Origin of the sequence: Pseudomonas sp. B37(2017), from assembly GCF_002112885.1 — a bacterium.
Lineage (GTDB): Bacteria > Pseudomonadota > Gammaproteobacteria > Pseudomonadales > Pseudomonadaceae > Aquipseudomonas > Aquipseudomonas paraglycinae.
Map to the genome: position 1 here is coordinate 1,157,924 of NZ_NEIX01000001.1, position 26,640 is coordinate 1,184,563.

The 26,640-nt window shown below is 58.2% G+C and carries 26 protein-coding genes and 1 pseudogene; 14 read left to right on the plus strand and 13 right to left on the minus strand.

Annotated features, from left to right (window positions below; genetic code table 11):
• Window positions 1-35: 35 nt before the first annotated feature.
• Window positions 36-491, minus strand: coding sequence for a helix-turn-helix domain-containing protein (locus tag CAF90_RS05230; RefSeq protein ID WP_085604483.1), 456 nt, complete (start codon window positions 489-491; stop codon window positions 36-38).
• 96 nt (window positions 492-587) lie between these two features.
• Between CAF90_RS05230 and CAF90_RS05235 the strand changes: the two genes are divergently transcribed.
• The 7 genes from CAF90_RS05235 (at window position 588) to CAF90_RS05270 (ending at window position 7,824) form a co-directional block, all read left to right on the plus strand.
• The gene (locus CAF90_RS05235; RefSeq protein WP_085604486.1) at window positions 588-1,529 is read left to right on the plus strand and encodes an aromatic alcohol reductase; all 942 of its coding nucleotides are present in this window, start codon (window positions 588-590) and stop codon (window positions 1,527-1,529) included.
• A gap of 130 nt (window positions 1,530-1,659) precedes the next feature.
• A complete protein-coding gene (locus tag CAF90_RS05240) occupies window positions 1,660-2,649 on the plus strand; it encodes an aldo/keto reductase (RefSeq protein WP_085604489.1) in 990 nt (329 codons plus the stop codon).
• Window positions 2,646-3,785, plus strand: coding sequence for a carboxymuconolactone decarboxylase family protein (locus CAF90_RS05245; protein ID WP_085604493.1), 1,140 nt, complete (start codon window positions 2,646-2,648; stop codon window positions 3,783-3,785). Before CAF90_RS05240 ends, CAF90_RS05245 begins: the two co-directional genes overlap by 4 nt.
• Window positions 3,786-3,906: 121 nt before the next feature.
• Window positions 3,907-4,851 (plus strand): alpha/beta fold hydrolase, encoded by a 945-nt coding sequence (locus tag CAF90_RS05250; RefSeq protein WP_170929360.1) that lies wholly within the window; start codon window positions 3,907-3,909, stop codon window positions 4,849-4,851.
• Window positions 4,852-4,901: 50 nt separating this feature from the next.
• A complete protein-coding gene (locus tag CAF90_RS05255; RefSeq protein ID WP_085604499.1) occupies window positions 4,902-5,954 on the plus strand; it encodes an alpha/beta hydrolase in 1,053 nt (350 codons plus the stop codon).
• A gap of 81 nt (window positions 5,955-6,035) precedes the next feature.
• A complete protein-coding gene (locus tag CAF90_RS05260; RefSeq protein ID WP_085604502.1) occupies window positions 6,036-6,929 on the plus strand; it encodes a LysR family transcriptional regulator in 894 nt (297 codons plus the stop codon).
• Window positions 6,930-7,461: 532 nt separating this feature from the next.
• Entirely contained in the window at window positions 7,462-7,824 is a 363-nt protein-coding gene (locus tag CAF90_RS05270) for a DUF6124 family protein (protein ID WP_085604505.1), read from the plus strand.
• Between the two features lie 163 nt (window positions 7,825-7,987).
• Here the strand turns inward: CAF90_RS05270 and CAF90_RS05275 are convergent, their stop codons facing one another.
• From CAF90_RS05275 to CAF90_RS05295, 5 genes and pseudogenes are all read right to left on the minus strand, one after another.
• Complete coding sequence (locus CAF90_RS05275; protein WP_085604508.1) at window positions 7,988-10,270, minus strand: P-loop NTPase fold protein; 2,283 nt, start codon at window positions 10,268-10,270, stop codon at window positions 7,988-7,990.
• A 179-nt stretch (window positions 10,271-10,449) separates the two neighbouring features.
• Window positions 10,450-11,211: a hypothetical protein gene (locus tag CAF90_RS05280; RefSeq protein WP_085604510.1), complete on the minus strand. Its 762-nt coding sequence runs from the start codon at window positions 11,209-11,211 to the stop codon at window positions 10,450-10,452.
• Window positions 11,212-11,337: 126 nt separating this feature from the next.
• Entirely contained in the window at window positions 11,338-11,739 is a 402-nt protein-coding gene (locus CAF90_RS05285) for a hypothetical protein (RefSeq protein ID WP_085604513.1), read from the minus strand.
• 336 nt (window positions 11,740-12,075) lie between these two features.
• Window positions 12,076-12,315 (minus strand): annotated as a pseudogene (locus CAF90_RS29665) (hypothetical protein).
• Between the two features lie 66 nt (window positions 12,316-12,381).
• The gene (locus CAF90_RS05295) at window positions 12,382-12,621 is read right to left on the minus strand and encodes a hypothetical protein (RefSeq protein ID WP_085604516.1); all 240 of its coding nucleotides are present in this window, start codon (window positions 12,619-12,621) and stop codon (window positions 12,382-12,384) included.
• 144 nt (window positions 12,622-12,765) lie between these two features.
• On the opposite strand from CAF90_RS05295, the gene CAF90_RS05300 reads away from it, so the two are divergent.
• Complete coding sequence (locus CAF90_RS05300; RefSeq protein WP_085604519.1) at window positions 12,766-13,575, plus strand: DUF1206 domain-containing protein; 810 nt, start codon at window positions 12,766-12,768, stop codon at window positions 13,573-13,575.
• Window positions 13,576-13,632: 57 nt separating this feature from the next.
• Here CAF90_RS05300 and CAF90_RS05305 read toward each other — a convergent pair whose 3' ends face one another.
• Together CAF90_RS05305 and CAF90_RS05310 are read right to left on the minus strand one after the other, a co-directional pair.
• The gene (locus CAF90_RS05305; RefSeq protein ID WP_007955324.1) at window positions 13,633-14,109 is read right to left on the minus strand and encodes a hemerythrin domain-containing protein; all 477 of its coding nucleotides are present in this window, start codon (window positions 14,107-14,109) and stop codon (window positions 13,633-13,635) included.
• Window positions 14,110-14,393: 284 nt separating this feature from the next.
• A complete protein-coding gene (locus tag CAF90_RS05310) occupies window positions 14,394-14,642 on the minus strand; it encodes a hypothetical protein (RefSeq protein WP_170929361.1) in 249 nt (82 codons plus the stop codon).
• Between the two features lie 161 nt (window positions 14,643-14,803).
• Here CAF90_RS05310 and CAF90_RS05315 point away from each other — a divergent pair, with 161 nt between their 5' ends.
• The 5 genes from CAF90_RS05315 to arsH all read left to right on the plus strand — a co-directional run bounded on the left by CAF90_RS05315 (window position 14,804) and on the right by arsH (window position 17,581).
• Window positions 14,804-15,271, plus strand: coding sequence for a metallophosphoesterase family protein (locus CAF90_RS05315; RefSeq protein WP_085604522.1), 468 nt, complete (start codon window positions 14,804-14,806; stop codon window positions 15,269-15,271).
• A gap of 43 nt (window positions 15,272-15,314) precedes the next feature.
• Window positions 15,315-15,935, plus strand: a complete 621-nt coding sequence (locus CAF90_RS05320; RefSeq protein ID WP_085604525.1) for a LysE family translocator — start codon at window positions 15,315-15,317, stop codon at window positions 15,933-15,935.
• Window positions 15,936-16,052: 117 nt separating this feature from the next.
• Window positions 16,053-16,400, plus strand: coding sequence for a metalloregulator ArsR/SmtB family transcription factor (locus CAF90_RS05325; protein ID WP_085604528.1), 348 nt, complete (start codon window positions 16,053-16,055; stop codon window positions 16,398-16,400).
• 9 nt (window positions 16,401-16,409) lie between these two features.
• Window positions 16,410-16,880, plus strand: a complete 471-nt coding sequence (locus CAF90_RS05330) for an arsenate reductase ArsC (protein ID WP_085604531.1) — start codon at window positions 16,410-16,412, stop codon at window positions 16,878-16,880.
• A gap of 11 nt (window positions 16,881-16,891) precedes the next feature.
• A complete protein-coding gene (gene arsH / locus CAF90_RS05335) occupies window positions 16,892-17,581 on the plus strand; it encodes an arsenical resistance protein ArsH (RefSeq protein ID WP_085604534.1) in 690 nt (229 codons plus the stop codon).
• 56 nt (window positions 17,582-17,637) lie between these two features.
• On the opposite strand, the gene CAF90_RS05340 is transcribed toward arsH, so the two are convergent.
• The 5 genes from CAF90_RS05340 to CAF90_RS05360 form a co-directional block, all read right to left on the minus strand.
• A complete protein-coding gene (locus CAF90_RS05340) occupies window positions 17,638-17,988 on the minus strand; it encodes a copper-binding protein (RefSeq protein ID WP_085604537.1) in 351 nt (116 codons plus the stop codon).
• The gene (locus CAF90_RS05345; protein ID WP_085604540.1) at window positions 17,985-21,143 is read right to left on the minus strand and encodes an efflux RND transporter permease subunit; all 3,159 of its coding nucleotides are present in this window, start codon (window positions 21,141-21,143) and stop codon (window positions 17,985-17,987) included. Before CAF90_RS05345 ends, CAF90_RS05340 begins: the two co-directional genes overlap by 4 nt.
• Window positions 21,140-22,387: an efflux RND transporter periplasmic adaptor subunit gene (locus CAF90_RS05350; RefSeq protein WP_085604543.1), complete on the minus strand. Its 1,248-nt coding sequence runs from the start codon at window positions 22,385-22,387 to the stop codon at window positions 21,140-21,142. The genes CAF90_RS05345 and CAF90_RS05350 overlap by 4 nt, the downstream gene beginning before the upstream one ends.
• A complete protein-coding gene (locus CAF90_RS05355; RefSeq protein WP_085604546.1) occupies window positions 22,384-23,640 on the minus strand; it encodes a TolC family protein in 1,257 nt (418 codons plus the stop codon). The genes CAF90_RS05350 and CAF90_RS05355 overlap by 4 nt, the downstream gene beginning before the upstream one ends.
• A 99-nt stretch (window positions 23,641-23,739) precedes the next feature.
• Window positions 23,740-24,081, minus strand: coding sequence for a hypothetical protein (locus CAF90_RS05360; protein WP_085604548.1), 342 nt, complete (start codon window positions 24,079-24,081; stop codon window positions 23,740-23,742).
• A 158-nt stretch (window positions 24,082-24,239) separates the two neighbouring features.
• Here CAF90_RS05360 and CAF90_RS05365 point away from each other — a divergent pair, with 158 nt between their 5' ends.
• Entirely contained in the window at window positions 24,240-26,624 is a 2,385-nt protein-coding gene (locus CAF90_RS05365) for a DUF3772 domain-containing protein (RefSeq protein WP_085604551.1), read from the plus strand.
• Window positions 26,625-26,640: the final 16 nt, after the last annotated feature.

Consider the following 26,640-nt stretch of genomic DNA (forward strand, 5'->3'; position numbering starts at 1 on the left):
CCTTTTCTCTGAAGCAACGCGCCCGTGCCGATTCACTAAGGCACCTCTGAATCCACTGCCATGGGCGTGGGGACTTGCCAAGAAGGTTTTTGGTCAACCTGAGTGTCGAAAGCACGACGTGCCTTGCGAATGTCGTCGACGTTTTCGACCACCCACGTCCACACAGGCGACATACGGACCAAAAGCCCCATGCCCAGTGGCGTAAGCTCGTATTCGACACGCGGCGGAACTTCACCGAACTCCCGCCGAATCAGAAGACCATCACGCTCCAGTGAGCGCAGCGTCTTGGTCAACATGCGCTGAGTCACGCCCCTCATCTGTCGCTTGATCTCGGCATGGCGCATCGTGCCGTACACACCCAAGGCGTGCAGGATGCCCAACGACCAGCGACTGCCGGCATGCGTGAGGACTTCTCGACGGACGCCGTCATCATCGTCTCTCAGCGTCTGGCAGATCATTTCTGCCTGGCCAAGAGTCTCTTGGTCGGTCATTTCTCCTCCCGGTATCACACGTGTGCCTTCTTACTGGTGCTGTCGAATGGTGCAAGTATTTGCCCATCTTACAGACAGCAGGTTTCAGGAGACATCATGACCGAAGTCACACAGCTTTCCCCCCAATCGATTCTCGTACTCGGCGCCGGCGAACTCGGCCTGCCGGTTTTGCGCAATCTCGCAAATGTGGCAAAACGCGCCCCGGGCTCTACAGTAAGTGTCCTCCTTCGGTCCTCGACCATCAGCACCCAGATGCCGGAGAAAAAGGCAGAAATCGATGAGCTGCGGAGTCTGGGGATCCAAATGGTCGCCGCCGACCTGGTGAGTGATTCGATCGATCAGCTGGCTGAAGTCTTCGCCCGATTCGATACCGTCATCGGCTGCGCAGGCATGGTGGCGGGTCGGGAAACGCCGATGAAGCTTGCCACCGCAGCGCTCAAGGCCGGTGTGAAGCGCTACTTTCCCTGGCAGTTTGGCGTGGATTTCGAGGTCATCGGGCGAGGCAGTCCTCAGGATTTGTTTGATGCTCAACTCGATGTGCGCGAATTGCTCCGCGCCCAGGATAAAACCGAGTGGGTCATCATCTCGACGGGCATGTTCACCAGCTTCCTGTTCGAGCCAGTGTTTGAGGTGGTGGACTTCGAAAACGACGCCGTGAACGCCCTCGGCAGTCTCGACAACAGCGTGACGCTCACCACACCGCAAGACATCGGCAGGTTGACCGCCGAAATCGTCTTCTTCGAACCTCGTTTTCGCAATCAGATCGTCTACCTTTCCGGCGACACCGTGACCTACGGACAAGTGGCGAGCATCCTTGAACGGGTGCTTGAACGTCCGTTCAAACGCAACGTCTGGACTGTTGAGCACCTGATCCAGGAACTTGAAAAAGATCCCACCCACCACATCAAAAAGTATCGCGCCGTGTTCGCGCAAGGCAGAGGCGTGGCCTGGCCGAAAGCTGGCACGTTCAACGAACAGCAATCCATTCAAGTCACCAGCGCGGAGCAATGGGTTCGAGAAAACCTCGTGAGCCGCTGAAATCACCTGGCGCTCACCGGTCCTGTCGGATTGATGAGCGCAACTCATAAACCCTTGCCGATTTACCCGTCTAGTCCCCTCTCCTGCGCTCGCTTACTGTTCTCCCAACGCCAAACGACGGGAGATCAGAATGCAAAAGCGCACACTCGGCAACAGTTCACTCGAAGTCTCGGCCCTGGGCTTTGGCTGCATGGGTCTGAGCCATGGCTACGGCCCCGCCACTGATACTCAACAAGCCATTTCCCTGATTCGCTCAGCGGTTGATCAAGGCGTGACGTTCTTCGATACCGCCGAGGTCTACGGCCCTTACTTGAATGAGCAAGTGGTTGGCGAAGCGCTGGCGCCGGTCCGCGATCAAGTGGTCATCGCCACCAAGTTCGGCTTCACCTTCGGCGACGACAATAAACAGCAGATCCTCAACAGCCGCCCCGAGCACATCCGAATCGCCGTCGAGAGTTCGTTACGTCGGTTGAAAACCGATTACATCGATTTGCTCTACCAGCACCGGGTCGATCCGGACGTGCCGATCGAGGACGTGGCCGGTGTGGTGAAAGCGCTGATTGGCGAAGGCAAGGTCAAACACTTCGGCCTGTCGGAGGCCGGTGCGCAAACCATCCGACGCGCCCATGCGGTGCAACCGGTCACGGCGCTGCAAAGCGAATATTCGTTGTGGTGGCGCGAGCCGGAGCAGGAAATTCTGCCGACGCTTTGGGAGCTGGGCATCGGCTTCGTGCCGTTCAGCCCGCTGGGCAAGGGTTTCCTTACCGGCACCGTGTCTGCCGAAACCACTTACGGCAGTGACGACTTTCGCAGCATCGTCCCGCGCTTCAGCCAGTCAGCGTTGCAGGCCAATCAGGGGCTGGTGGTGTTGATCCGGCAGATCGCCGCGCAGAAACAAGCAACACCGGCGCAAATCGCATTGGCCTGGCTGCTCGCGCAGGCACCGTGGATTGTGCCGATTCCCGGTACAACCAAACTGCATCGTCTGGAAGAAAACCTCGGTGGAGCTGACATCACGCTCGACGCCAGCGAACTCAAGGCAATTGATACGGCACTGGCGCAGATCCACATCGAAGGCGAGCGCTATCCCGAAGCTCTCAAGGCGCGGGTCGGCCGATGAATCGATTGATCGCGCCATTCGTTGCCTTATCGCTCATCAGCGCAGAAGCCCCAGCCGCCAGTGAAATCCGCATTACCCCGAAAGGCTCCCAACCTTCTATCCAGGGCGCACCCGAAAACTTCACCGGCACAGTGCGCGTGGACGGCCTGTTCAAGGGCGAGCTGCCGGCACGTGTCGGTGGCGGCACGGTGACCTTCGAGCCTGGCGCACGCACCGCGTGGCATACCCATCCGTTGGGGCAGACGCTGATCGTCACGGCCGGGGTTGGCTACGTGCAGCAAGAAGGCGGGCCGCGTCAGGAAATCCGCCCGGGCGACATTGTCTGGATCCCCCCGCTCACCCGTCACTGGCATGGCGCCACAGCGAGCACCGGCATGACGCACATTGCGATTGCTGAAGCCGAGGACGGCAAGACGGTCACGTGGGCCGAGAAAGTCTCGGACGCGCAATACGATCCAGCGACACCGCAAGACACGACCACCACACAAGCCAGCGCCGACACACTGTCGAAGAAACAGCAGGCGATTCCCCTGATCGCCGCGTTCATGGCCACCAGCGACATGCCCAATCTCAACGTGGCGCTCGACCAGGGGCTCGACGCGGGTCTGACCATCAGCGACACCCGGGAAATTCTCGTGCAGCTCTACGCCTACGTCGGCTTCCCGCGCAGCCTCAATGCGTTGAATGAGTTGATGTCCGTGGTCCAAGCGCGCAAACAACGCGGCATCGAGGACGCACGGGGGCGTGAGCCAAGCCGGGCGATTCCAACCGGGGATGAGCTGCTGACAGCTGGCACCGCCAATCAGACGAAGATTTCCGGCGCCCCGGTCAAGGGCCCGGTGTTCGAGTTTGCTCCGGTGATCAACCGGTTCCTGCAAACCCACCTGTTCGGCGACATCTTCGAACGTGACAACCTCGACTGGCAAAGCCGCGAACTGGCGACGGTCGGGGCGCTGGCGGCGACAACGGGCGTGGAACCGCAATTGCGCTCGCACATGCTGGCGAGTCTGCGCGTGGGGCTCAGCGCAGCGCAGTTGCGCCAAGTCACCGAGCAGTTGAAAAAGCACGGCGATGCACAGACCGTCGAGCGGGCCAACACGGCGCTGACCCAGGCCCTCGCGGCTTCGGTGAAATGACATGAAGCCTGCCAAAACCCTGCCGGTTATCACCCTGCTGGGCCTGTTGAGCGCCTGCGCGAACCAGCCCGAAAGCCCATTGCTGATTCAGAAACAAGGCAGCTTCGCCGCTGGCGGAACCATGACCACCGCACCGGGCACCTTCGATCCGCGCAAACCGCTGACGCCCGACGGCCAGACCTACCACGGCGACCACGCCTACGCGTTCTACCAGACCCCGGTCGATGCGCGAAAACTGCCCATCGTCATGTGGCACGGCGCCGGTCAGTTTTCCAAGACCTGGGAAACCACCGCCGATGGCCGCGAGGGTTTTCAGAACCTGTTTCTGCGTCGCCACTACGGCGTCTATCTGATTGATCAGCCTCGGCGCGGCGATGCGGGTCGCAGCAGTGTCGAGACGACCATCAAGCCTGTGCCGGACGAGCAACTGTGGTTCAACCAGTTCCGCATTGGCCTGTGGCCGAACTACTTCAACGGCGTACAAGTGGCGCGGGACGCGCAGAGCCGCGAGCAGTTTTTTCGTGCGATGACGCCGAACACCGGGCCTTTCGACATGGGCGTGGTCTCCGATGGTGTGTCAGCCGTTTTTGATCGAATCGGCCCGGGCATCTTGTTCACCCATTCCCAGGGTGGCGGACCGGGCTGGTTGACGGCGATCAAGAACGACAAGGTCAAGGCCATCGTGGCGTTCGAGCCTGGCAGCAGCTTTGTGTTTGCCGAAGGTGAAGTGCCGGCGCCGATTCCCAGCGCGTTCGACACGGTGCAAGGCGCAGCCGTGCCCATCGAGCAATTCATGGCGCTGACGCGTATTCCGATTCTGATCCTGTACGGCGACAACATCCCCGAACAGGCCGTCGACCTGCCTGCTCAGGACAGTTGGCGCGCCCGCCTGAAGATGGCCCGGCTATGGCGTGACGCGGTCAATCGGCACGGTGGCGATGTACGCCTGATTCACCTGCCGGAGATCGGCATCCACGGCAATACCCACTTCCCCATGTCGGATCTGAACAACGTGCAGATCGCCGATCTGGTGGCGCAATTCCTCAAAGAAAAACAGCTGGATTGACCCGTCCCCTTCTTTCGACTGCCGCCCTTTTGATTGCTCAGGAGCTTCACGTGAAAAACACTCTCAAAGCCACGGTCATGTCGGCATTGGTCGGCCTCTGTGCCGGCGAATCCCTGGCCGCCGACTACAAAAAGAACCCGTTCACCCTCGCCTATGACGGCGCGCTCACCAGGAACGAACCGGGCAAGGTCAACATTCATCCGGTCAGCTACAAACTCAACGGACTCGACATCGCCGCCAACGTCTACACCCCGGCCAACTACGACGCGAAGCGAACCTACCCGACCGTGGTCGTCGCACACCCGAATGGTGGCGTGAAAGAACAAGTCGCCGGTTTGTACGCCCAGCGTCTGGCCGAACAGGGTTACATCACCATCACCGCCGATGCGGCGTATCAGGGCGCCAGCGGTGGTCAGCCGCGCAGCATCGATAAACCCGCGTATCGCATCGAAGACATTCACGGCATGGCCGACTTCATCAGCCAGTTTGCCGGCGTCGATGACAAACGCCTGGGCCTGCTCGGCATCTGTGGCGGTGGCGGTTATTCGCTGGCGGCGGCACAAACCGACAAGCGCTTCAAATCGCTGGCGACCGTCAGCATGTTCAACTCGGGCCGGGTGCGCCGCAACGGCTACAACGACTCGCAGATGGACAGCATTCAGCAACGTCTGCAACAGGCATCGGCGGCCCGCGCGCAGGAAGCCGCCGGTGGCGCGGTGTTGTATTCCGGTGATGCCAACCTGACGGATGAGCAGATCGCCAAATTGCTGTTCGAACTCTATCGCCAGGGCTACGAGTATTACTGGAAGACCCACGCGCACCCGAACTCGACGTTCAAATACACCACCAGCAGCCTCATCGACCTGATGCGCTTTGACGCCACCAACCAGATCGAGCTGATCAATCAACCGTTGCTGATGATCGCCGGCAGCAAGGCTGACAGCCTGTACATGACTCAGGACGCCTTCCCCAAAGCCACTGGCACCACGGACAAGGAAGTGTTCATCCTCGAGGGCGCCACCCACATCGAAACCTATTGGGTGCCGCGCTATGTAGACGCCGCCATCGGCAAGCTGAGCGGGTTTTACGCCCGTACCTTGTAATGAACTCTGTGGGGGTCGCGCATCCGTGCGCAACCTGCTTTCATGGATCAATCCCGCGCCCCTCATGAGAGGTTCTCATCAATGTCCCGCGCCAATCTCAACGATCTGCAAGCCTTCGTGGTCATCGCCCGCGAAGGCAGCTTCACCCGCGCGGCCGCACAACTGGGCGTCTCGCAATCGGCGCTGAGCCACACCATGCGCACGCTGGAAACACGGCTGGGCGTGCGCCTGCTGACGCGAACCACCCGCAGCGTTTCGCCGACCGAAGCAGGTCAACGCCTGTATCAATCGATGGCGCCACGCTTCGATGAGATCGAACTGGAACTGGCCGCGGTCAGCGAGTTTCGCGACACCCCGGCCGGCAATGTGCGGATCTCGGCGTCCGAACATGCGGCGAACAATATTCTCTGGCCCAAACTGTTGAAGGTGCTGCCTGACTACCCCGACATCAAGGTCGAAATCACCGTCGACTACGCCCTCACCGACATCGTTGCACAGCGCTTTGACGCCGGTGTTCGCTTGGGTGAACAGGTGGCCAAGGACATGATCGCCGTGCCCATCGGACCTTCGTTGCGTATCGCCGTCGTGGGCTCCCCCCAATACTTCAAAGACCGACAAATTCCCATGACGCCGGGCGATCTGGCCGCGCACAACTGCATCAACCTGCGCCTGCCCACCCACGGCAGTCTGATGCAATGGGATTTTGAAAAGGACGGCCACGAACTGAAGGCCCGGGTCGAGGGGCAATGGACGTTCAACAGCAGCGTGCCGATCCTGCGCGCGGCGGTGGCTGGATGTGGTTTGGGGTTTCTGCCGGAGGATATGGTCGCCAGGGAGCTGGATGACGGCAGTCTGGTGCGGGTGCTTGAGGACTGGTGCCAACCCTTTGCGGGTTACCACCTTTACTATCCTAATCGTCGTGAGCAGTCGTCGGCGTTTGGGGTAGTGGTGGATGCGCTGCTCTATAAGGGCTGAATGAGCGTTGTGGCTGCCATGGATTCAATCGGTTGACGCAGCCCATTGAGCCCTCGTGAGTCCGTAACACTGGCACCAGGCGGGCACAGCGGAGAGCTGCAACTCGGCGTCATACAAATGCGTCGCACCGTATGGCAATCAGTAGCAGGTGCCATCGGAGGTTGTTTAAGGGTTTCGGCCTGTGCTGTTTAAAGACACTCAGCGTTACTTCCTCAAGGCTACAACGCCTTGCGTCATTGCCTACGACTACGCCAGAATCCGCCGGCTTGTGCGTCTGGGACGCGGGTTTTATCGTTTCCGGGTCACTGAAAAACAGTGATGGGGTTTGGTAGCCCGCTTCGTTCTAGACTCATGGCGTCACCGTGTGCAGCCCTTTCTCGGGGCTCGGATTTCATGGTGGTCATGCGTGGGGCTCATTCGTGGGCGCCGGGTTCTAGTGCGACCGGTCTACCAACCCGCGTATGGCCGCCACCCAACGTTTGGTAGCGAAGGGTGATGGTTCCTTTTGGTAATCGCGCTAGAGGATTCATCCATGTTCAAACCAACACCGAACCCACCGGAAACCGATCCGGTTTCTCCCTACAAATTCCCCGATTCCCGAACCCTGAACGAAGCGGCAGAACGCGCGCTCGATCACTACCTCACCCCGCAGCAACGGATCATGGGCAGCCATCACAAGCACGACCCCATGTATATGGCCAACCCGGCCTACAACACTGAATCCCTACTGGCCAATGCCAGCGAATCGCTGGGGTCCGCCAGCGAAATGCTTAATAACTTTGCTGCCACGCTGGAGCCTGCCCATCGCAAGACTGCGATCGGGATTGCGCAGCTGGTGATGTTGAGTGAGTTGGCGGTGAATCAGGCGTTGGATCATGTTGAGGTGAAGGGCTAAACGTTTGTCTTCTGCGGGCGGGTAAACGCGTCGGCAGAGAGAGTGAGCGTCGACCGAAGCTGCCATGGGGAATGGCAGCTTTCGCCCAAGAGTGGACATTCGGATCAGACTTTCTTAAGGAGCCAGTAAAGTCAAATTATCAAGAGAAGCAGAAGCGATTCAACTATCGGAATGAAAACGTATTACCTACCGAACTTTCTAATTTATCTTCTGCCTCTGGCAGTGGCAACCCTCCCACATCAACTCCCCAGGTTTGAAGCTGATACCTCAATGATTCCAAATCTCCGATGCCGCTTGAGAGCCATCGCTCTCGAGTCACTGCTCCCCAGCACGCTTCAATTATTTTTATGTGTTCAATGGCGAACGATGAAAACCCTGTCATCCGATTGGCTACCATATTGAGATAGTCTAAAGAGTTTTTTGCAAGAATACTTTGCTGCTCTGAAGAGCCGACATTCTCCCATAAATTTAGAAGCTTAGATTTGTGGCTATGGGAATATAGCAAAGAGTCCTTATCCCGAAGCAAGGCCGCGCGTTGATTTTCTTCGCCCTCCAAGTGGGACAGATAAATACCGTTGGCTGTCGTGAATAACTCCAAAGCATTGTCTACCGCCGCATCCGCAGTTAGCTGCTGAACGATCATAGCAAGTTCAGGCAACCCCGACTGCCTATTGTGTCTAAAACACCGATAAAACAATGATACTTTGTTTGAGCAACGCTCCGCCGTGTGCCTCACAAGCTGACGTTCTAGCACACGCAGCAGTGCCTCATCAGCATTACAATACTGTGAAAGATCAATGCTAACGTCCAATGCGCGGCTACAGAACTCTAAACCACCAGAAGCAACTACGAGAGCACTTATCTTGTCCTGTTTAATTAGATTAATGAGAAATTGAGCAATTCGCTCTGCCAACACAAGCGAATTTTCCCTGCCAGCCTTTATCTTTGGCAACCTTAGTTGGCGAGTACAGATGACGTATTGATCAAGCGTCATATTCAATAATTTATGCGAAGCTTCAAGCGAGTCTGTAAGCGCTCGCTCTGCGGATAGATCTAATGCGCAAGCCAAACATTGATCATCAACATCCGTACTCCACTTCTCAATTAGTTGGCCAATCTCTTGCTGTGTAAAACACGGTGCGTGCGTCCCTAACTGCATCTCATAATTTATTTGTTCTGGGTCCTGAAACGTTCGCAACCCTTGAAGCTTAACGATCAACTTATACAAGCGATCAAACTCTAGGCTACCCTGCTCGCACCCTGATGCATTCATAGCGTTGTTCAACAGAGTGGCAGCTTCAGTTTTTCTCTCCCGGTCAAAGGCAATCCCTAACGATGGCTTTCCCTTGCCCAGCAAGGTTCGTTCAACAATCTCTACCAACGCTTCAGATTCACGCCTAAACAAAGTCTGAATTATGATTGCCTCCCATCTCAACTCACCCTCTCCATGACGAACTGCTGACTGTCTGAGTCCGCTCAATTCGCGTGCGATGCTTTTTATTTGCCTTGGATTATCGGGGAACCATTGAGCGGCAGCATTCCTTGCATTTACTGGAATGAATTCGCAGTACTGGTCCAGCACCTGTTCAGCCATGCGTACCGAAAAATGCTTTGGTGGTACTTTGAGGTCATAAGTCACATCAATTATTTTTTCCAAAAATGGCTGACGGACAGATGAAAATGCAGCAGAGTAATCATCGAGAGAACGAGTTATTATTTCCTTATCAAAAGCCAGCACAAAAGCAAATCCCGGCCAATCCAAATATTCGCGTAGAGTCATCAGGGTTTTAGGTAATATTCTCGGATCTGCACGATCAAGATCGTCAACAAACACAATTACCTGATGTTCTTTCAGTAATTCCCGGAGTTGCTCAACCGTCTCTGAGCTCAAGCTTAAACGTTGCTCCACAGACTTAGCGATTGCTCCTGTAAACGCCGCACTGGCTGTGATCATCTGGGAGATATCACCGTCAAGCTTTCCTGACGCCTGCCCTGTTGCTTCAGCAATACTGACATAGCCTAAAGATAACTTGTGAACAAGACGCTTAAGCTTAAACTTCAGCGAGGTTTTTTTATTACGCTTTTCAATTTCTGAATTCATTTCACGACTAAGAGTAGTCATAAAACTGTCAGCTTCAGCCGCTCGCCAAGCAGAAACATGGATTACCACATCACCCTGCGCCACTGCGATGTCACGCAAAAGGTTGAGTAAACTGGTCTTCCCTGCGCCCCACTCCCCGTACAACCCCATGCGTGTAGAATATCCACCATGTGCGGATTTTATGGTTCTATACATTGAATGTGCAATCGGCAATCGGTCGAGGTAGTCTTCGCTGGAAGTGGATATTGCTGCATCGTGGCCAGCTTGTGTGTTGGCAACCTCGAAACCCTCGACATGGAGGTTGTTTTGATCGTTTCTCCTCCCGAAACTTCGCCGTAACGCCACCTTTACCACTCCTACCTAAGTTCATGTAAAAGCGGATGATAACGAAATACTTGGATTTTTGCTTGTTCTGTCTCGATACTTACCACGATAGACACCGCTTAGACCCATGTAAAAAGGGGACGAAAAAGCGACGAAAAAGTGGACTGATAAATTTATCAAAAAAAATCAGCCCCTCTTTTTTAGCTGACGAAAAATTTTGCTAATGAGGCGCCAGCGAAAGCGGCAAGAGCGATTGGAAACGCAATTTCAATCAAAAAAATCCTGAGATTCTGAGACTTAAGAAGAAGCCCGAATCGTCGATCAAATCGAGCGAGCGAAACAGGTACACGTGCTTGCGTCAAAATAGACTCAGTAGAGACTATCGATGAGTGAATCTGACCCATAGTAGTGTTTAACATAACTATTGCCTGATGGGCCATCGCCCCGTTTGCGTCTGGGTTTTCATTCTTAATGATTTCATCGATTCTCAAATTTATTTGTGAAACTTGCTCATCGACTTTTGAGGCGATCTCTTTGTAATCAACCAGCGCCCTAGACTGCTGGCGCCACCAATTATAAAGCGTCGACTGTTTCGGATCGGAAGGATAATCCATACCCTCTGCGCCGAATGTTCCGGCAGTTACGAAACCAAGCTTTGCGCCAGTTAATCGAATCGCCCACTCGCTATAAAGCTCATAACAATACCAAAGATAATGTGTCAACGAGTAAAGAAATACGACAGAAAGACCAATCATGAGCTTCGTTGAAGTCACACCAGTTAATGACACTCCAAAAATAGAAAAACCGGGAGCCGCTTCAACCCCTCCAAATATCAGAACAAGAACTACCGAAGAAACAAGTATTAGATTTCTTTTTATCTTCGCAGCAGCTTCAGATATATCAAAGCCGACGGGCTCCCCCATCGTTTTTTGCAGCGCGTCAATTTTTGCAGCATCGGTCATAAATTCACTCCGCTATCCCGCCCCTTTTTTAGTCCCCTTTTTTGAGAGCTGCATCGGGTCGTTCTCTTCCGTCACGCGACGAGCAGAAGACGCCCAAAAGCAGTCCTTCGGGGGCTCAAGTCGAACCTACTTCGAAAGCCCGTTTGCTCGGTCGTCGACCTCACGCAAAATTCTCATCAGCTCAGGCCGCGTCCACTTCTCCCAAGGAAATACTTCCCGGTCATCGTCGCTGTGCCAATACTCGCCTGCATCGAATGCCTGGTAGATAGAAAATGCCGGCTGGGGCATTTCTGCGTGAATGGACAAATCGACGATATCGCTGATGACAATATTCATCACCTCATCACAGTAATGAAAATCGCGGGTGCCCGTGATAAACAGTCTTGCTACTGAGATCGCCAATTGATTCAACAGATCGCGACTGTCAATCTGCAGATGCTCACACATCACACTTAATTCCGGATTTGGGGCCTTCTCAATGACCGCAAGTACGTAATCAAGGTTGTCGTCACTCAGACCTTTGCTCATGGGGTAAAAGTACTCGCCAATTCAGTTTTGCCATGGATTCAGGACAGGTTTGTCAGAAAACCATACTGCCAGATGTGCTGTCGAACTTCCGCTTTGGCTCGAAAGCAGCCATTCCCACCCGAACCACCAACGGAGAGCCCCCCATGAAAACCGCCCTGATCTCCGACACCCACAACCTCGTCCGCCCCGAGGCCCTCGCCGCGCTCCATAAAAAAGGGGACTGATTATTTCTCAGATGCGGAAAATAAATCAGTCCCTTTTTTTCCATGACCGGCTAGTTCCACGGCGCTGTATTCGGCTCTGGTAGGAACATTGGCTCAATCGGAGTGGATCGCCCTACTCGCCTTGGGCGTCCACCACTTCGATTCGAGTGATTCCGACCAGACTCGTCTGTTCGATAATCTTCTCAGGTGTCGAGTCTGCATCAGGCATGATCAGACTGTTCTCGCCATCCCCGAAATGTAACTGCAACTAGTGCATGGCCGCGTCCTGAATGGGCAACTCAGGCTGCTTCAGTTCGAGCTGATGGGTACGGGGCTGGTCGTTGAACAGGTACGTGATCGTGTAATTGCGCATCAAAAAAGGGGACTGATTTATTTCTCAGAAAATAAATAAGTCCCCTTTTCTCCTGAGTGGATCGCCCTACTCGCCTTGAGCATCCACCACTTCGATTCGAGTGATTCCGACCAGACTCGCCTGTTCGATAATCTCCTCAGGTGTCGAGTCTGCATCAGGCATGATCAGGCTGTTCTCGCCATCCCCGAAATGTAACTGCAACAAGTGCATGGCCGCGTCCTGAATGGGCAACTCAGGCTGCTTCAGTTCCAGCTGATGGGTACGGGGCTGGTCGTTGAACAGGTACGTGATCGTGTAATTGCGCATGGATGACCCCCTCAGAATAGTAATTAGCACCCATCCTGACTGAGTGGTCAGCTTATAGTTCAAGTAGATGGCTGTTCATGAATTTAGAGAACCCCCTCCAGAAAGGACGGTCTGCTCTTTTATGACCTCTCGGAGGTAAATCCAATGTCCGCGCAGCGCAACCTGGTAATACTCGCTCGGGGTGGATACGCCTCCCGCGGAATGCTCTATTTGATCATCGGTATATTCGCGCTGATGGCAGCCCATGATTCGACAAAACCGAAGGACAGCCACAAGAGCCTGGAGGCCTTGCTGAGCCAACCGTTCGGCTATTTTCTGGTGGGACTTGTGGTCGCGGGTCTGCTTGCATTTTCGGCCTGGCGTGTCCTGCAAGCCGTACGCGATGTCGATCATCACGGCGTGCAACTCAAGGGGCTGGTGATTCGTGCAGGCCTGTTTGCAGGAGGTTTGGTCAACGGTGCTCTGGCGTTTTTCGCATTGGGCCTGCTCGTGAGCGGCACCCGAAGCTCGAGCCATTCAGGAGAGCAGACCAAAGACTGGCTGGCGCATCTTCTGTCGTGGGAACACTCGAATTTATTGTTGTATCTGATCGCGCTCATACCACTGGGCGTTGGAGTGGCTCACATCATCAAGGGATGGAAGGCTTCGTTCGAAAAGTATTTTGAGGCCGACGACGAGGTCATGCGTTACGTCCGTCCAGTGTCACGATTCGGCCTGATCGCCCGCGGAGTCGTGTTTATGGAAATCGCTTTGCTGCTGGCAGTCAGCGGTTCCGCTTATCAAGCCATGGACCCACCCGGCATGAAGGAAGCGCTGGACGCACTCCAGAATCTACCCGCTGGATGGCTTGTCTTGATGGTGATGGCTCTGGGGCTGATTGCCTTCTCGGTTTACAGTTTCTCTGAAGCGTGTTGGCGCAAGATAAACATGGATGTGCCAGGCGTAGCCAAATGAAAAGCCCGGCATTAAGCCGGGCTTTTGCTTGCTCCGCAGGTCCATCTATCTATTTGTTCAGGCCGCCATATTCGACCCGCTGAGACTTTTCTTCAGTGAAGCCTTCATCACTTCCATTTCCTTGCCCAACTCTTCGAGCTTGGCATTGCCCAGCAGCTTTTTGGCTTGGGGAAACATCTCGGTTTCCTCTTCCTCGATATGGTGTTCCAGAAGCTCCTTGACCACCTTCACGCGACCGGCGAACTCGGGTGTAGAAGGATCGGTGGACTTCAGGTCTGGCAATACCAATGAATCTACCGTGCGGTGTTCTTCTTTCGCCTCGTAGTACATCTCATCCTGTTCCTTACCGCCTGCTTCCTTGAAAGCCGGATACAGAATCTGCTCCTCGAGCTGGGTATGAATGGTGATTTCCAGTTCAAGCTTGTCCAGCAACTCCGCACGTTTTTTTAATGCGCGATCGGTGGATTCACTGAGTTGATTCAGAATGCCTTTAACTTTTTCGTGGTCAGTTTTCAGAAGGTCGATGGCGTTCATTTGAGGCCTCTATCACGGATTATTGTTCGCCGATCCAAGTCGGCAATTCTCGCGTCATTCCAAACAGACATCGCATATTTTGTGCCAGCACTTCAAATTCTAAATGTCATTAAACATCAACGGTTTGTGCAGGATGATGGCCAAATAAAAGCATGCACTCTGCATGAGTAGAGGCTGAGATTCTTGCAAATAGCGGAAGCGCGCCAGTAATCGGCAATTGCTGCGAGAGGTAATAGCGATTGGATACAGACGGAGGACGCTAGGGCCAGTAGCCCTAGCTGATATCACTTTTTCTTGTTCGCCGGTTTTTCTGCTTTTTCTGATTTTTTAGCCTTGGTTGACTTGCTATCAGATTTTTTCGCAGATTTTTTTGGTTCGGCATCTTTTTTCTTGTCTTTCTTTTCGGGCGATTTGGCAAGAGCCGAGGCCGCCGCTGACTTTTTCGCCGGGGACGATTTTTTGTCTTTCAATTCCTTGGCATTTTTCGAGGACTCACCTTTATTTTTCTTTTCTTCTTTAGCCACGTCGACCACCTCACGAAGTGCCGGTATTGGCACATTGCCTATGAAATTTTCCACAAGCTGATCATTAGGCGAGAGCGCCCTGAAGCGGTTCAAATTATTTGATACCGTTAAATGGCTTCATATATAACCGAACCAACAATTCGTCTTTCAAAACATCATCGGAGATATCCATGAAAACCGCCCTGATCTCCGACACCCACAACCTCCTCCGCCCCGAAGCCCTCACCGCGCTCCAGGGCTGTGACCAGATCATCCACGCCGGCGACATCGGCAACCCGGACATTCTCACCCAACTGGCCAAAATCGCCCCCGTCCACGCCGTGCGCGGCAACAACGATCTCAACAGCCCATGGGCCGAAAACCTCCCCGACCTCCTGACCTTCTCCCTCAACGGCTGGGCAGCACTCCTCGTTCACGACATCGCCGACGTTCCCGCCGATCTCGATCCGGGCATCAGGCTCATCATCACCGGCCACTCCCACAAACCCCGCATCGAATGGCGCGGTGAGCGTCTCTACGTAAATCCCGGCAGTGCCGGCCCTCGGCGTTTCAAGTTGCCGGTCACGCTGGCGATCCTCGAGATACAACCCGACCGCATCGAACCACGCCTGATTTCCCTGCTGGATCCCCCCGCCTGAAACCGCTACCGTTCCCGCATCCAGAACAGGGAACCCACGCACCATGTCCATCGCCGACAACCTCCTCGCCTTCACTTTCGCCGCCACGCTGTTGACCCTGACACCCGGTCTCGACACCGCGCTGGTGCTGCGCACCGCCACCGTCGAGGGCAAACAGCAGGCCTTGCGTGCGGCGTTGGGGATCAATGCCGGTTGTCTGTTGTGGGGCGCGGCGGTGGCCTTTGGGTTGGGGGCGTTGATTGCGGTGTCGGAGTTGGCCTACAACCTGTTGAAGTACTGCGGCGCGGCGTATCTGGCGTGGCTGGGGTTGAACATGTTGCTGCGCCCTCGCCGCTCGCTGGCACCGGCCGAGGCAGACGGCAAACCGGGGGCGAACTGGTTTCTCAAGGGCATGCTGGGGAATGTGCTGAATCCGAAGATCGGGATTTTCTACGTGTCGTTTCTACCGCAGTTCATTCCGCAAGGGCAGCCGCTGGTGCCATGGACGTTCGGGCTGGTGAGCATTCATGTAGTGCTCGGGCTGATCTGGTCGCTGGTGTTGATTGGCGCGACGCAGCCGTTGTCCGGGTTCCTTCGGCGCGAGAAGGTGATTCGCTGGATGGATCGAACCACCGGGATGATTTTCGTGTTGTTTGCCGCGCGGCTGGCTTTCAGCAAGCGTTGAAGCGCCTGCGCTAAACACACCTTCGGTCGAGAGCTGCCACTTCATCAAACTCAAGACTTGCCCAATACATATGGATATCCGTATATTCGGACAACCATATGTACTCAAGGCATCGTCATGCTCAACCCCGCCTCCGTTTTCAAATGCCTCGCCGACGAAACCCGCGCCCGCGCCACACTGCTGATCACCCGTGAAGGTGAGCTGTGTGTCTGCGAACTGGTCTGCGCGCTGGACGACAGCCAGCCGAAAATCTCCCGCCATCTCGCGCAGCTGCGCACCTGCGGTCTTTTGCTGGATCGCCGTCAGGGCCAGTGGGTTTATTACCGGCTCAACCCCGATCTGCCGGCATGGATTCGCACGCTGCTCGATACCACGCTCGCCGCCAACACCGCCTGGCTGGAAGAAAACAGCGCGCGGCTGGCGGTGATGGGCGATCGCCCGCTCAACACATCTGCCTGCTGCTGAGGAACGATCATGCGCGTTCTATTCATGTGCACCGCCAACAGCTGCCGCAGCATTCTCTCGGAGGCGATGTTCAATCACCTGGCGCCACCCGCTTTCGAAGCAGTCAGCGCCGGCAGCTTCCCCAAGGGCCTGGTGCTGCCACGCAGCCTGACCACGTTGCAGGCGGCCGGCATTTCCATCGATGGATTGAGTAGCAAGGGCAACGATGCCTTCGAAGACAACCCGCCGGACATCGTCATCACCGTGTGCGACAAGGCCGCCGGTGAGGCCTGCCCGGTGTACTTCGGCCCGGCCCTGAAAGCTCATTGGGGGCTGGAAGATCCGTCGGACGTGCGCGGCGATGAGCGCACCATCGATGCTGCTTTCCGCGCCACCCTCGCCCAAATCGAAACCCGCTGCCGGGCATTTCTCGCCCTGCCCTTCGCCGAACTTGACCGTGATGCCCTCAAGCGCGAGCTCGACCGCATCAGCACGCTGTAACCGGAGCCGACATGACCGACCTGCCCAACCTCGATCCTTCACTGGTTCAAACAACCACGCATGACGAAGGCGCGCACAAACCGCGCATCCTGCTGCTGTACGGCTCGACCCGCCCGCGCTCCTTCAGCCGTTTGCTGGTCGAAGAAGCCGCCCGCCTGCTGGAGCATTTCGGTGCCGAGACGCGAATCTTCAATCCCTCGGGCCTGCCGCTGCCGGACGATGCACCGGGCGATCACCCGAAAGTCCAGGAACTGCTCGAGCTGATGCAATGGTCAGAAGGCCAGGTCTGGTGCTCGCCGGAACGTCACGGTGCGATGTCGGCGGTGTTCAAGGCGCAGATCGACTGGGTGCCATTGGCCCTCGGCGCGGTGCGTCCGACTCAGGGCAAGACCCTGGCGGTGATGCAGGTCTGCGGCGGTTCGCAGTCCTTCAACGTGGTCAATCAACTGCGCGTGCTGGGGCGCTGGATGCGCATGTTCACCATCCCCAATCAGTCGTCGGTGCCCAAGGCTTATCTGGAATTCGACGAAGGCAACCGCATGAAACCTTCGGCGCTGTACGACCGGGTGGTGGATGTGATGGAAGAGTTGGTGAAGTTCACGCTGTTGCTGCGTGATCGCCCGGACCTGGTGGATCGTTATTCCGAGCGCAAGGAATCGGCGGAAGAGTTGATGCAGCGGGTCAATCAGCGGTCGATCTGAAAGATTGAATAAAAACCGGCGCGATGATTCCCGCCGGTTTTTTTTACATCACACGCTTACTTGTTGATCGACACGATGGTCGCTTTGCTGCCCTCCATCTGGAACGAAAACTTCACCCGATCGCCCACCGCCAACCCGGCCAGTTGTTCCTGAGTTGCCGCGAAGCCCATGGTCATCGGCGGCCACTGCAACGCCGCAACGGCGCCATGGGCGATGGTCACGGTGCGCTTCTCGACATCGATGGACTTGATCGTGCCCTCAGCATTCGCGGTCGGAGCCTGTTGAGTGGTGGGTTGCATCTGCATGCCCTGCATGTCGTCCATCTTCATGCCGGGCATGTCCTCGGCGTGGGCAGTCAGTGCAAACGCAACCAGCGTGCCCGCAACAGTGATCGGGATCAGTTTCATGAGGTTTTTCCTTCAGATTGGAGGGTTTCAACGGACAACTGCCGACGGCGCATCAGGCGATACGCCGCCGGTATGACAAACAGCGACAACAACGGCGCCGTGACCATACCGCCCACCATGGGCGCGGCAATGCGGCTCATGACTTCGCTGCCAGTGCCGCTGCCCAACAGAATCGGCAACAGGCCAGCGATGATTACTGCTACGGTCATCGCCTTGGGGCGCACACGTTGCACGGCGCCTTCGCGAATCGCCGCGATCAACCCGCGCTCGGTGTGATCGCCGAGGTCTTCGCGTTCGGCCCAGGCGTTCTTCAGGTAGAGCAGCATGATCACGCCGAACTCGGCCGAAACCCCGGCCAGTGCAATAAAGCCAACCCCGGTCGCGACCGACAGGTTGTAGCCCAGCAGATACAGGAACCATGCACCGCCGCTCAACGCGAACGGCAACGTGGCCATGATCAGCAGCGCTTCATCGAAGCGAGCGAACGTCAGGTAGAGCAGCACGAAGATGATCAGCAGCGTGGCCGGCACCACCAGTTTCAGCCGCGCATTGGCCCGCTCCAGAAACTCGAACTGCCCCGAATAGGTCAGGCTCATTCCGGGCTGCAATTTCACCTGTTCGCTGACGGCGTGACGCAGATCAGCCACCACCGAAGCGATGTCCCGCCCCCGCACGTCGATGTACACCCAGCCGGACGGCCGGGCATTCTCGCTCTTGAGCATCGGCGGGCCGTCCGTGACCTTGATCTTCGCCAGCATGCCGAGGGTGATCTGGCTGCCCGAAGGTGTGTAGATCGGCAATTGCTCCAGCGCGCCGGGCGAATCACGCCACTCTCGCGGGTAGCGGATGTTGATCGGAAACCGCGCCAGCCCCTCGATGGTTTCCCCGACGTTTTCCCCGCCAATGGCACCGGCGATGATGGATTGCACATCGCTGATGTTCAGCCCGTAGCGCCCAGCGGCGTTGCGGTCGATATCCACGTCGATGTAGCGGCCACCGGTCAGGCGCTCGGCCAGTGCCGAACTGACGCCGGGCAAACCTTTGGCCACCCGCTCGACAGCCTGGGTCGCGGCGTCGATCTGGGCCAGATCGTTGCCGGCGACCTTCACGCCGATGGGGCTTTTGATCCCGGTGGCGAGCATGTCGATGCGATTGCGGATCGGCGGAATCCAGATGTTGGTCAGGCCCGGCACGCGCACCACTCGATCCAGTTCTTCTACGAGTTTTTCCGGAGTCATACCCGGACGCCATTGATCGTGGGGCTTGAACTGGATCGTGGTTTCGAACATTTCCAGAGGTGCCGGGTCGGTCGCAGTTTCCGCGCGGCCGGCCTTGCCGAACACATGCTCGACTTCGGGCACGGTCTTTATCAGCCGATCGGTCTGCTGCAACAGCTGCGCGGCTTTTTGCGCCGACAAACCCGGCAAGGCCGAAGGCATGTACAGCAGATCACCCTCGTCCAGCGGCGGGAGGAACTCGCCACCGAGCCGCGAAATCGGCCAGGCCGCGCTGACGAATACCAACAGCGCCACCAGCAAAGTGAATTTCGGCCGGCGCAGTACCACGTCCAGCGCCGGCTGATAGATCCGGATCAGCCAGCGGTTGAGCGGGTTGTGGCGTTCATCCGGAATCCGCCCGCGAATCCAGTAGCCCATCAGCACCGGCACCAGCGTCACCGACAATCCCGCTGCTGCCGCCATGGCGTAAGTCTTGGTGAACGCCAACGGACCGAACAGCCGCCCCTCCTGGGCCTGCAAGGTAAACACCGGAATGAACGACAGCGTGATGATCAGCAAACAGAAAAACAGCGCCGGCCCCACCTCCGCCGCCGCGTCGGTCATCACCTGCCAATGGCGCTCGCCCTTGAGCGCCTGCCCCGGATTGGCCGCGTGCCACGCCTCGATTTTCTTGTGGGCGTTCTCGATCATCACCACCGCCGCATCGACCATCGCACCAATGGCGATGGCGATCCCGCCCAACGACATGATGTTGGCGTTCAAGCCCTGATAACGCATCACGATGAAGGCGATCAACACACCCACCGGCAACGAAATGATCGCTACCAGCGACGAGCGCAAATGCCAGAGGAAGATCCCGCACACCAGCGCGACGACGATGAACTCTTCGAGCAGTTTGTGGCTGAGATTTTCCACGGCGCGATCAATCAGCTTGCTGCGATCGTAGGTGGTGACGATCTCCACGCCGGGCGGCAGGCTGCTTTTCATGTCATCGAGTTTGGCCTTGACCGCCGCGATGGTCTCGCGGGCGTTCTTGCCGCTGCGCAGGATCACCACGCCGCCAACGGTTTCGCCTTGGCCATCCAGTTCGGTGATGCCCCGGCGCATGTCCGGCCCGGTCTGAACCGTTGCGACATCGCCCAGAGTCACCGGCACCCCGCCAGCACCGAGTTTTAACGGGATCGCCCGAAAATCATCAAGCGTCTTGAGGTAGCCGGAAGCGCGCACGATGAATTCGGTTTCGGCCATTTCCAGCACGGCTCCACCGGTTTCCTGATTGGCCTTGCCGATGGCTTCGCGCACCTGCGCCAGGGTGATGCCGAGGCTGGCCAGCCGCACCGGATCGGGCTGCACCTGATACTGCTTGACCATGCCGCCGACGGTGGCGACCTCGGCGACGTTGGGCAGGGTCTTGAGCTCGAACTTGAGGAACCAGTCCTGCAACGCCCGAAGCTGCGCCAGATCATGTCCACCGCTGCGATCCACCAGCGCGTACTGATAGATCCAGCCCACCCCGGTGGCATCCGGACCCAGTGCCGGTTTGGCGCTGGCCGGCAGGCGACTCTGGATCTGGCTCAGATACTCCAGCACCCGCGAGCGCGCCCAGTATTGATCGGTGCCGTCCTCGAACAGCACGTACACGAAGCTGTCACCGAAGAACGAATAACCGCGTACGGTTTTCGCCCCCGGCACCGAGAGCATGGTGGTGGTCAGCGGATAGGTCACCTGGTTCTCGACAATCTGCGGCGCCTGTCCGGGGTACGGCGTGCGGATGATCACCTGCACATCGGACAGATCCGGCAGCGCATCGATCGGCGTGCTCTGCACCGACCACACGCCCCACCCCGTGACAAACAGCGTCGCCAGCAGCACCAGAAAACGGTTGGCGACGGACCAGCGAATCAGCGCAGCGATCATGGCTGACTCCCCGAAACGTTCCCGTCTGTTTCAAGCGGCTCGGCGACGATGCCCTTTAGACTGGCCTCGGAATCGAGCAGGAACTGGCCGGACGTCACGACGTTCTGCCCTTCTGCCAGGCCTTCTAGGATCACCGTTCTGCCGGCGCTTTCCTGGCCGAGCCGCACCTCCACCGGGCGATAGTGCCCCGCGTCTTCCGCGAGCATGACCAAGTCGCGCTTGCCGGTGCGGATCACGGCTTCACTCGGCACCCACAATTGACTCTGCCCGGTCGAACGGTTCAGCCGCACTTGCGCCGTCATCCCCGGCCGCAAGCGGCCATCGGCATTGGACAGCTCGATCCGCACGCGCAGGGTACGACTGTCCGGGTTGGTGTCCGGCAGAATCGCGCTGACCATTCCGTTGAACACGCAGCCAGGAAAGGCCGACAGATGCGCTTCGACGGCCTGCCCCACGGCAACCGAACCGGTCTGCGATTCCGGCACCGCCACCGCGAGCCAGACACTGTTCAGCCCGTTGACCCGCGCCAGGGTTTCACCGCTCGCCACGGTCATGCCCGCCCGCACGTCGAGTTCTTGCAGTACGCCACCCAAAGGGCTGGTGACCGTCAGTTCGGACTGCACCTTGCCGCTGCGCTCCACCTGAGCGATCAGGCTTGATGGCATCCCGGTCAGCCGCAACCGCTGGCGCGCCGCCGCGATCAGGTCGGCATCGCCGCTGCGCCTGAGCGCCAGAAACTCGCTCTGGGCCGCCGTCCATTCCGGCACGAGGAGGTCGGCCAACGCCGCGCCAGCCGTGAGCACATCCCCCGGCGCACGGGCGTAGACCCGCTCGACAAACCCGTTGGTACGCGCCTGGATCACCGCGACATCGCGCTCGTTGAACGCCAGCACGCCGCTCACATCGAGGCTTGAGGTGAAGGCGCCGCGACTGACCGGCGCCACACGCAGACCGAGGTTCTGACTCAACCCCGGATCGATGCTGACGGTCGCACTGTCCTCCGCGCCGCTGGCGTATCGCGGCACCAGTTGCATGTCCATGAAGGGAGACTTGCCCGGTTTGTCGAACTTCTGCTGCGGGAACATCGGGTCATACCAGTACAAGGCCTTAGGCTCAGTGCTCGGCGCCGGAGCTGCAGCCGTTCCACCATTCATTCGTTGATAGGCCAATCCGTAACCGCCACCCACGCCCACCGCCAGCGCGAGGCCGGCCAGCCACACACCGTTCCATTGTTTAAGGTTCACAGGCTGGTCTCCCCATAAGCGAAATGCAGGCGCGCAGCAGTCAGTGCGCGCTGTTCTTCCATGTCGATCTGTTTGAGGCGGGCCTCGATGAGTTCGCGGCGGGCGCTGACTACCGCGTTCAAATCGCCCTGGCCGGCGCGATAACTGGCCAGGCTCAGATCGACTTTCTCTCTGGCCAGCGGCACCAGGCTTTCCTCGGTGCGGCGCACGGCCCGATCGAGGCGCTGGTAGTCGGCCAACTGGTTCTCAAGCTGTTCGGTGTGCTCGCGGGACAAGGCCTCGCGCTCGGCTTGCAGCTGGCTGACCTCGGCCTGTCTGGCGGCGATTTTCGGGTTCTGCCGCGTCTCGGGAAACAGCGGCAGATCCCAGGAAAACTGCACGCTGACCATGTCGCCAAACTCACGGCCCCGGTGCTGGTAATCCACTTCCCAGCTCCAATCGGACTTTTTCTCGGACATTGCCTCTTGCACCTTGGCCTCGGCTTCGCGGGTCATGGGGGCGAAAGCGGCCAGTTCAGGATGGTGTTGCAGCTGATGATTGAAGGTCGAGGCATCGACCGGCCACGCGGGCAAACCGCCCTCGGGCTTGTCGTTGGCTGCGGTGCCGATCCAGCGTTTGAGCGCGGCTCGGGCCTGGGTGCGTTCAAGGGTCAGATTGTCCTGTTGCTCGGCGAGTCGGGCCGCTTCCTGCTTCGGCGTCACCGCATCGGCAGGTTGCGCGCGGCCACCGGCAATCTGCGCCCGGACGGTCTCGCTCAGCAGACGGTTTTCCTTGAAGAGGTCCTGGAATAAAGCCTCTTTGCGCTCGACCGAATAGCCGCTGATCCACGCCAACGCCGTCGCCTGGCGGACCTTTAAACGCTCGACACGTCGCTCGGCCGCCGCGCGTTCGATGGCTGCGTCGGCAACCTCAACGCGCGCCTTGCGCTTGTCTGCGTTGGGCATTTCCTGCCGGTAACCGACCATTTGCATGGTCATGAAGTCCTGATCGAGGCTCCAGCGATCCGGGCCGCCCACGGGGTAGTTCTGCAAACCGAGCACAAGCTTGGGATCGGGCAACTCGCCCGCCGGAATGGCCGCGCTGCTGGCGGCCTGGATTTTCTGGTCTTGTGCGGTCAGCGACGGCGCATTGTTTTCGGCCAGCCGCAGCGCTTCATCGAGTGTCAGCGCGACGGCGAAACCCGGCCACGCGAGCACGCTTGCCGCAAGGCCGGCCAACAAAGGCCAACCCGTGCAATTGCACTTGAATGTCATGTTTACGATTCCTGTGATCGTCCACTGCGCGCGGCGTAAAACACGCGCACAGCCAAATCACTCCGCCTGGACGGAATGAGCTTCAAGGGGAGACAGGAATCAGGTGCGGGGCGGTCGCCAGACCCCGGACGGGGCCGCTACGGGCAGGGAATCACTGAAGAACGAATGCGTGACGGGACTGAGCACGGTAACGGGCGGCTTGAGGATCGCGACTTGCAGCAGGCCGCCGGTCTTGCACTCCTGGCCGGGTTTGCAGGGGGAACCATGGTCGGCAGGACTTTTCATGTCCTGGCAGCAATCCATGTTCATGCCGTCCATCATCGCCATGCCCATGGCTTGCATCGGGCAGGGTTCTGTCGGTGCCTGCACGCCCGCCATCCCGCTGAGGGGAAGCGCCAGGCTGATCAGGAAAACGAGACAAAACCGCAGATAGCGTTTCATGGCCGGGAGTCTAGTCGTGAAAACGGGCGCCTACAATCGGCAGCCCGGCGATCTCACCGGACACGCATTAAGCCAGGATTAGCAGCAGAAAATGATGCAGCAGGCGCCCGATCACCTAACCTCAATGTTTGTGTGATCAACCGGAATCGGCCAGTCCCATGCGTAATGCATTGAAGTCATTGATGTTCGTCGCCCTGCTCGTGCTCGGTTCGGGGGGCCTGGCGGTGTCGGCCGCCGACGTGTCCGGCACACCGGATGTCAGCACTGGCGCCCCGCTCCCCGGCGTCACGCAAAGCGATCTGCAGGCCCTGCAACTGCGCCTCGACGGCCTCAAGCAGCAGATCTCGTCCGCCAACAATTACAACCAGCTCGAAGGCCCGCAGGATCGGGTGCAGACGTTCATTCTGGACATCGATCGGCTGTCGGCATCGCTGTTGCCGCAGCAGGCGCAACTGACCGTACAACTGGGCGTGCTCGGTGCCGCGCCGGCCGAAGCAGTCGCCGCCGAACAAGCCGATATCGCTGCGCAACGGGCGACGTTGATCGAGCAGAAAACCAAAGTCGATACGGCGCTGAAGAACCTCGCCACCCTCAAGCAAAGCGCCACGGACCTGATCACCCAGATCGCGGGCATCCGCCGCACGTTGCTCGAAAGCGAACTGACGCTCAGCACCCACAGCATTCTGAATCCCGGCTTCTGGACGCCCCTTTTCAATCCATCGGCGGATGACCGCCAGCGCCTGCGGTTTTTCCTCGAACAGGTGCAACAGACCGGCGCCGAAGCCTGGCAACCCGGCCAGCGTTTTTACACCGGCCTGCTGGTTGTGCTGGCCTTCGTCGTCTGGACGCTGGGTCGGCGACTGGCCGACCGCTGGCTGGCGTGGGTGTGCATTCACCGCATGCCGGAGGGTCGGCTGCGCCGCAGTTCGCTGGCGTTCGCCTCGGCACTGGCGACACTCGCGACCACCGCCATCGCCCTGCAATTGCTGTACTACGCCTGCACCCGTCACGTGCCGTTGCCGCCGATGCTGGCGACGTTTTCCGATGAGTTCGAGAAGGTCGTTTACGCCTGCGTGCTAATCACCGGCCTTAGCCGCGCGTTGCTGTCCACCGAGCACCCGTCGTGGCGGCTGCCGGCGGTGGCCGACGAGGTCGCACACACGCTCCAGCCGTTCGCGCGGATTCTGGCTGCGACGCTGTTGGTGCTGGTGACGGCGGTGCAGGTCAGCAACGCCTCCGGGATGAGCAGCCAGATCGTTATCGCCGGGCGCGGGGTGATTGCGATAGTGGTGCTGGGCATCGTCACGACGTTGCTGATGCGTGTCGGCAAGGTGCGCAAGGTCTTGGTGGCGGCCGGGGATACGCAGGTGTCGGGCAACACCTTCGCCGGCGTGATCTACACCGTGGCCACTCTGGCGATGGTGCTGTCGTTCGGCGCCCTGCTGACGGGGTATGTGTCGCTCGCGCGGTTCATCACCTATGAAATGGTGTGGGCGTTTATCGTGTTTTCCGGGTTTTACCTGCTGATGCAGTTGCTCAAGGACAGCTGCGAGTATTTCTTCTCACCCCGCCATTCAAGCGGCAAGGCGCTGAAGCAACTGCTCGGCGTGGGGGATCGACGTCTCGAACAGGCCTCGACCCTGCTGGCCGGCTTCGGTCGGGCTGCGCTGTTGCTGTTGGCGGTCATCACGCTGTTTGTCGGCGGGATCGGCACCACCCTGGGCCAGCTGGTCAACAACATCGGCACGATCCTCGGCGGCGCCGGCCTGCGCAAACTGAACATCGTCCCCGGCCATTTGCTCAACGCGATGCTGGCGCTGCTGATCGGCATCTACCTGATCCGCGCCCTGCGCCGCTGGCTCGACAACGAGTTTCTGCCCAAGACCGACATGGACCCGGGCATGTGCGCCTCGCTCAGCACGCTGTTTTCCAACATCGGTTATGCGGTGGTGATTCTGCTGACCCTGTCATCGCTGGGCGTGCAATGGACCAACCTGGCGTGGATCGTCAGCGCCCTGTCGGTGGGCATCGGCTTCGGCTTGCAGGAGATCGTGAAGAACTTCGTCTCCGGGCTGATCCTGCTCACCGAACGCCCGGTCAAGGTCGGCGACCTGATCAGCATCAGCGGCGTCGAGGGCGACATCCGCCGGATCAACGTGCGCGCCACCGAGATCCAGCTCAGCGATCGCTCGATCGTGATCGTGCCCAACTCGCAACTGATCTCGCAGAACCTGCGCAACGTCACCCTCGGCGGCAGCGCCCAGGGCGTGGCGACGCTGGAGCTGATGTTCCCGCTGGATATCGACCCCGAACAGGTGCAGAACCTGCTGTTCGACACCTACAAGGAACACGAAACCATCCTCGAAAAACCGGCGCCGTTCGTGCGCTTCAGCAAGCTGACGCCGGACGGGATTACGTTGACGGTGACCGGGTATGTCGCCAGCCCGAGGATTGTCGGGACGACCAAGAGTGATTTGCTGTTCGAGATTCTCAAGCGGCTGGGGGCGGCGGGGATTGAGCTGGCGAAGCCGCCGAGTACCTGAGGGGGTTGCGGTTCAT